At 57.2% G+C, this 5,809-nt stretch carries 4 protein-coding genes and 1 pseudogene; all 5 read left to right on the top strand.

Annotated features, from left to right (window positions below):
* Positions 1-302 (top strand): type II toxin-antitoxin system VapC family toxin (locus X773_RS73095; protein WP_023680876.1); only part of this gene is annotated, 302 nt, incomplete at its 5' end.
* A pseudogene (locus tag X773_RS73090) lies at positions 299-1,293 on the top strand (integrase). The gene X773_RS73095 and the pseudogene X773_RS73090, both read left to right, overlap by 4 nt.
* Positions 1,294-1,427: 134 nt before the next feature.
* Positions 1,428-2,594, top strand: a complete 1,167-nt coding sequence (locus X773_RS73085) for an ATP-binding protein (RefSeq protein WP_023680874.1) — start codon at positions 1,428-1,430, stop codon at positions 2,592-2,594.
* A 715-nt stretch (positions 2,595-3,309) separates the two neighbouring features.
* The gene (repA, locus tag X773_RS73080) at positions 3,310-4,518 is read left to right on the top strand and encodes a plasmid partitioning protein RepA (protein WP_023680872.1); all 1,209 of its coding nucleotides are present in this window, start codon (positions 3,310-3,312) and stop codon (positions 4,516-4,518) included.
* 73 nt (positions 4,519-4,591) lie between these two features.
* On the top strand, positions 4,592-5,578 hold the full coding sequence (repB, locus tag X773_RS73075) for a plasmid partitioning protein RepB (protein WP_023680871.1): 987 nt from the start codon (positions 4,592-4,594) through the stop codon (positions 5,576-5,578).
* Positions 5,579-5,809 lie beyond the last annotated feature (231 nt).

Raw genomic sequence — 5,809 nt, 5'->3', positions numbered from 1 at the left:
CAATCCGTCTGGTCCCGGCAACCTGCGTGCTCGAGGCACGCATGGTGCTGGTCAGCAGGCGCGGCGAACACGAGTTGGCCGAGATCGATCTTTGGCTGCGCAAAATCGAGGCCGACATCATTCCTGTCGACTCCGAATTGGTTGATCTGGCGACCCAGGGTTGGCTTACCTACGGCAAAGGCCACCACCCGGCGGCGCTGAATTTTGCCGATTGCCTCTCCTATGCTTTGGCAAAGCGTGCAGATGAACCGCTGCTTTTCATAGGCAACGACTTCTCCCAAACGGATATGGAAGCGGCATGAGCATGGCTGACAACGCTCAAAGATCATCGGCTGCTTCCGGCGATGACGACATGCCCGACATCGTCGATGTCGTAATGGAGATGGGCAGGACACCGGACGAGCAGCCGGACGAGCGTTCGTCGTTCGGGAACCCAAACCGTTGGCTTTTCGCCGGCGATGCCGACTACGCCTCGCCCCCTCCAGCCATCGCGGATCCCAGCCTTCCTGCGCATCTCGAGGCGCTCGCCGGCCGCGCCCGCGATTACGTCGAGGCAGCGAGTTCGGCCAACACGCGGCGCGCCTACGCCGCCGACTGGAAGCATTTTTGCGCCTGGGCGCGCCGCCAGAACATCGAGGTGTTGCCGCCCGATCCTCAGACCGTCGGCCTTTACATCACTGCGCAAGCCTCGGGATCTGGTCGGGACAAAAAATCGGTGGCGACGATCGAGCGCCGCCTTTCTTCGCTGTCTTGGAATTATACTCAGCGTGGCCAACCACTGGACAGGAAAGACCGCCACATCGCCACCGTGCTCGCCGGTATCCGCAACACCCACGCCTCCCCTCCCCTGCAGAAGGAAGCCATTCTGCCCGAGGATTTGATCGCCATGCTGGAAACGCTCGATCGAGGCACGCTGCGTGGCCTGCGCGATCGCGCCATGTTGCTTTTGGGCTTCGCCGGCGGCTTGCGCCGCTCCGAAATCGTCGGCCTCGACGTTGCGCGCGATCAAACCGAGGACGGCCGCGGCTGGGTCGAGATTTTCGACAAAGGTATTTTGGTGACGTTGCGCGGCAAGACGGGCTGGCGCGAGGTCGAGANGGCGACTTGTCGGAAGGCGAACGCGGCCAAAAGTTTTCCGGCCATTCGCTGCGCGCTGGCCTCGCCTCGTCGGCCGAGGTCGACGAGCGCTATGTGCAGAAGCAACTCGGCCACACAAGCGCTGAGATGACCCGCAGATATCAGCGGCGGCGCGACCGGTTTCGAATCAACCTCACCAAGGCGTCGGGATTATAGAGGACGAAGTCCCCTCCCCTGCCAATCTGGCATACCTCTCCCAAATCGGACGTTGCGTTGCCAATAGGCTCAATGCTGACCAATTTCGTCAGTCCTTTCTTGCAAATCAGGAATTGCACTCCATAATTGCGAGGATGATCAAGCGCCGCATCGAAACGCAACTCGCCGAACTGATAGACACTATCCCAGCCGTGGCACTGATTGGGCCGCGCCAGGTCGGCAAGACTACACTCGCGCTCGAAATAGCCGAGACACGGCCGTCGATCTATCTCGATCTCGAGTCCGATGCGGACAGAGCCAAGCTCGCGGAGCCGGAGCTCTACCTTGCCGAGCACGAGGGCGAGTTGGTGATCCTCGATGAGGTCCATCGGCTTCCAAACCTATTCCAGAATCTTCGTGGCTTGATTGACCGCGGTCGCCGCAGCGGCAAGAAGACAGGGCGCTTTCTGCTGCTGGGGTCCGCTTCCATCGATCTCCTCAGGCAGACTGGCGAGACACTCGCTGGCCGCATTGCTTATCTTGAGATGCATCCGATTGACGGACTGGAGGTGCCGGCCGAACAGTTGAACCCCTTGTGGGTGCGCGGCGGCTTTCCCGACAGCCTTCTGGCGGCGAGCGACCGCGCCAGTCAGCGGTGGCGGCAGGACTTCATCCGCACCTACCTCGAGCGCGATATCCCGCTGCTCGGGCCTCGCATTCCGGCCGAAACGCTGCGCCGCTTCTGGACCATGCTGGCACATCATCAATCCGGCCTCCTCAACGCTGCCGACTTTGCCCGGGCCCTCGGAGTCGATGGCAAGACGATTGCCTCGTACCTCGACCTGCTAGTCGATCTGCTGCTGGTGCGAAGGCTCGAGCCGTGGCATGCAAATGTCGGAAAACGTCTGGTCAAGTCGCCGCGGGTTTACGTGCGCGACAGCGGCATTGCGCATACGCTGCTTGGACTGACAACCCTTGAGGACGTTCTCGCTCATCCCGTGGCCGGCGCCAGCTGGGAAGGTTTTGTTATTGAGACGTTGATTGCGGTCGCACCGCCCGGCACAGAAGCCAACTTCTATCGCACATCCGCTGGCGCCGAGATCGACCTCCTCTTGACCCCTCCAGGCAGCCGCCCATGGGGGATCGAGATCAAGCGCAGCCTGACGCCAAAAGTGGAGAAGGGCTTTCATCTGGCGTGCGAGGACGTAGATCCTATCCGTCGCCTCGTTGTCTATCCGGGAGCAGAGCGCTTTCCGCTGAAACATGACGTCGAGGCAGTTCCACTTCATATCCTTGCGAAAACGCTGGTCCAACTTGGCTGATAGCCTCTTCGCCCGACTCTCTGTCCCTACTACCCGCCCCCCATCCGGCACACAGCGCCTTTACGGCATTTCACTCCGTCGCTGACCCGCTGAGGTCTTCTCAAAGCGTTAGTCGCGGCCTGGCCCTGCGCCTCGATCCTCGCCCGAAACACTGCGATGAGCATTAGTCCGCCCAGACATTACTCGTTTCAGGCCCGTTCCGCGGATTTCTGAGAGAGCCGCTTTTGCTGTTGATCTGATTGCCCGGTGTGAGATGGCCGCGCCGGTTACTGCAGTCTTGTCGTGTCCCATGACCTCGATCGTGCAGGACAAAGCAATCGGCGAGGTCGAATTACTACTGCTCATCGTGGCTGGCGAGTTCGGACCGACTACTACGCGCATGTCATTGAAACGGGTCTTCATTCACACCGCCCGGCCTTGCTGACGTCTATTGCTAGGCGATGCCCAGCACGTGGCCCGGCCGAACTGGAAGCTCCTGCCCGGTGCAAAGGGCAACTTCAAAAGGGAGGTTTCTTGTCCGCTGACAAAATCGGCAAATTGCGTAGCGTATTCAATTCTTTGAATCAGATTATATTCGTTATGCCGCGCAGAATGCGAGCAGAGGGCATTAACCTCTTGTTAACTTAAAACTTCTTGCCGGTTCGAACGAATCGGACATAATGACGGTTGCTTGGCCACATTCCGCCAAAAATCGTTTTTAGAGAGTCTTGATCGAATGAACGTGAGTTCGCCCGTTCCCGCGAAAACCCCATTGCTGTTCGAGAAACGCATTCTCGAACAAGGGGATCAGATATCAAAGAAGCTGCACCTTCTCTCGATGCAGCGTTTTCCTCCCCACGCCAAGAAGAATTTGCGTTCTTTTTCGTTGGCGGAAGTGGCGACGTATCTCGGTGTTTCTCAGAGCCATCTAAAAAAACTACATCTAGAGGGCAAAGGCCCAGTACCTGAAACCTCGTCTTCTGGCAGACGATCCTACACGGCCGGGCAGATGATCGAGCTACGCCAATACCTTGACCAACACGGGCGCTCCGACGCCCGCATGTATGTTCCCCATCGTCGGTCGGGCGAGAAACTTCAAATCCTAGCTGTGGTTAATTTCAAGGGAGGTAGCGGCAAAACAACGACAGCAGCTCATCTCGCCCAGTATCTCGCTCTGACGGGACACCGTGTATTGGCTGTCGATCTTGATCCCCAGGCGTCGCTGTCTTCACTGCACGGGTTCCAGCCAGAACTCGACCAGACGAAATCGCTTTACGATGCGATCCGCTACGACGACGAGAAGGTTTCTCTCTCGGAAATCATCAGGCCAACAAATTTCCCGGGACTGGATATCGTCCCAGCAAACCTTGAGCTGCAAGAATTCGAATACGACACGCCTTTGGCGATGACGGACAGGACGTCTAACGTGGGAAAGGCGTTCTTCACGCGCATCTCGACGGCATTGGGTGAGGTCGACGCCCTATATGATGTCGTCGTTATCGATTGCCCACCGCAACTGGGCTATTTGACAATTACAGCGTTGACCGCGGCAACGTCAGTCTTGATAACGATCCATCCGCAGATGCTCGATGTCATGTCAATGGGCCAATTCCTGTTGATGCTCGGGAATATTCTGGAGCCAATCCGGGCAGCGGGTGCCGAGGTGAACCTGGAGTGGTATCGCTATCTTATAACGCGATACGAGCCGACGGATCAGCCGCAAGCGCAGATGGTAGCGTTCCTCCACACGCTTTTTGGTGAGTTCATCCTCAAGAACCAGATGCTGAAATCCACGGCGATTTCTGATGCGGGGATCACCAAGCAGAGCCTCTACGAAGTCGAAAAAAACGCGATGACTCGTTCCACATACGAGCGGGCAATGGATGCACTCGATGTCGTAAACGGAGAAATCGCCACGTTGATACATAAAGCATGGGGGCGCTGACTTGTCCGCTGACAAAAACGGACTTTTGCGCTGTGCTTTCAACAGACTAAGTTGTATCCGGAGGTAGACTAAGATGGCACGTAAGAATCTTCTTTCCGGCCTCGCTGAGACGGAGGCAGACGACCAGCTGACATCTAGTTCAACTGCGGCCTATCCGATTCGCGGTGCTTCGAAATCCATGATCCGCTCCGTTAATGAATTGGCAAAGCAGGCGGATGCCTACCTTGAGGGTGAGCATGTAGTCGAACTCGACCCGGACGCTATTGACGGCTCGTTCGTTTCCGATCGCATGGATGACGACAGGGAACAATATCAGGAACTGCTGGAAGCGATTCAGCAGAGGGGACAGGATTCCCCCATCCTTGTGCGCCCCCACCCGAGCATCGAAGGCCGCTTCATGATCGTCTTTGGGCATCGGCGCGTCCGGGTGGCCCGAGATCTCCGACGGAAGGTTAGGGCGGTCGTCAAGGAGATTGACGACAAGGCTCATGTCATTGCTCAGGGCCAGGAGAATTCTGCCAGAGCAAATCTAAGTTTTATCGAGAAGGCGACGTTCGCAAAGCGTCTCGAGGAGCTGAATTACGACAGAGATGTCATCTCGTCGGCATTGGCTGCGAACGCCGCCGCCGTCTCAAAAATGGTGTCGGTTGCTACACGGATCCCGCCATCAGTCATAGGTAAAATTGGATCAGCTCCATCTATAGGTCGCGAGCGGTGGGTTGAGCTATCCCTGCTCGTCGGCAAGAAATCGGACATAGTCGATGAAATCCTCTCCGAACCCGAATTCAGTGGGCTAGAGAGTAACCGACGCTTTGAGCAGTTGTTCATGGCCCTGAACGCAAAGGAAAAGCGCGTCCGCAAGGCCAGTGTGAAACCCGGGGTCCAATCGTGGGCTCCGCATGACAAGTCGGTTAGCGTCAGCGTTCAAAGAGCGGGGAAGGCCGTCACGATCGCCGTAAAGGAGACGGATGGCAGCCGCTTTGGAACTTGGATTTCCGACAATCTGCAGGGACTCTACGAGGCCTTTAGAAAGTCGGAGAAAGCAGCAACAGGAGACTGAAACCGCAAAAGAAAAAGGCCCCCGAACGTCGCCGTCGCGGAAGCCCTTCTCGTAGATCGCACTTCGAGAATCTCATTTCCGCGAATCACTGTCAAGAGACATAGCGTCGGTTTTCGGCGAGCGGATTTCTTTTGCCTAATCGAGGGTGAAAGAAAATGGAGACGAATATTGCGACGACGCCCTTTGGGCGGCGGCCGATGACGCTTGGCATGATCTCAAGCCAAGTGACTG

It is taken from the genome of Mesorhizobium sp. LSJC280B00, assembly GCF_000502835.1.
Taxonomy (GTDB): Bacteria; Pseudomonadota; Alphaproteobacteria; order Rhizobiales; family Rhizobiaceae; genus Mesorhizobium.
The sequence above is the reverse complement of the archived record's forward strand: the minus strand, read 5'-3'. Positions and strand labels throughout refer to the sequence as shown.

What these genes read in the sequence shown, in the direction of transcription:
- X773_RS73085 (WP_023680874.1), top strand. Translation starts at nt 1,428, where the DNA reads ATGATCAAGCGCCGCATCGAAACGCAACTCGCCGAACTGATAGACACT.
- repB (WP_023680871.1), top strand. Translation starts at nt 4,592, where the DNA reads ATGGCACGTAAGAATCTTCTTTCCGGCCTCGCTGAGACGGAGGCAGAC.
- repA (WP_023680872.1), top strand. Translation starts at nt 3,310, where the DNA reads ATGAACGTGAGTTCGCCCGTTCCCGCGAAAACCCCATTGCTGTTCGAG.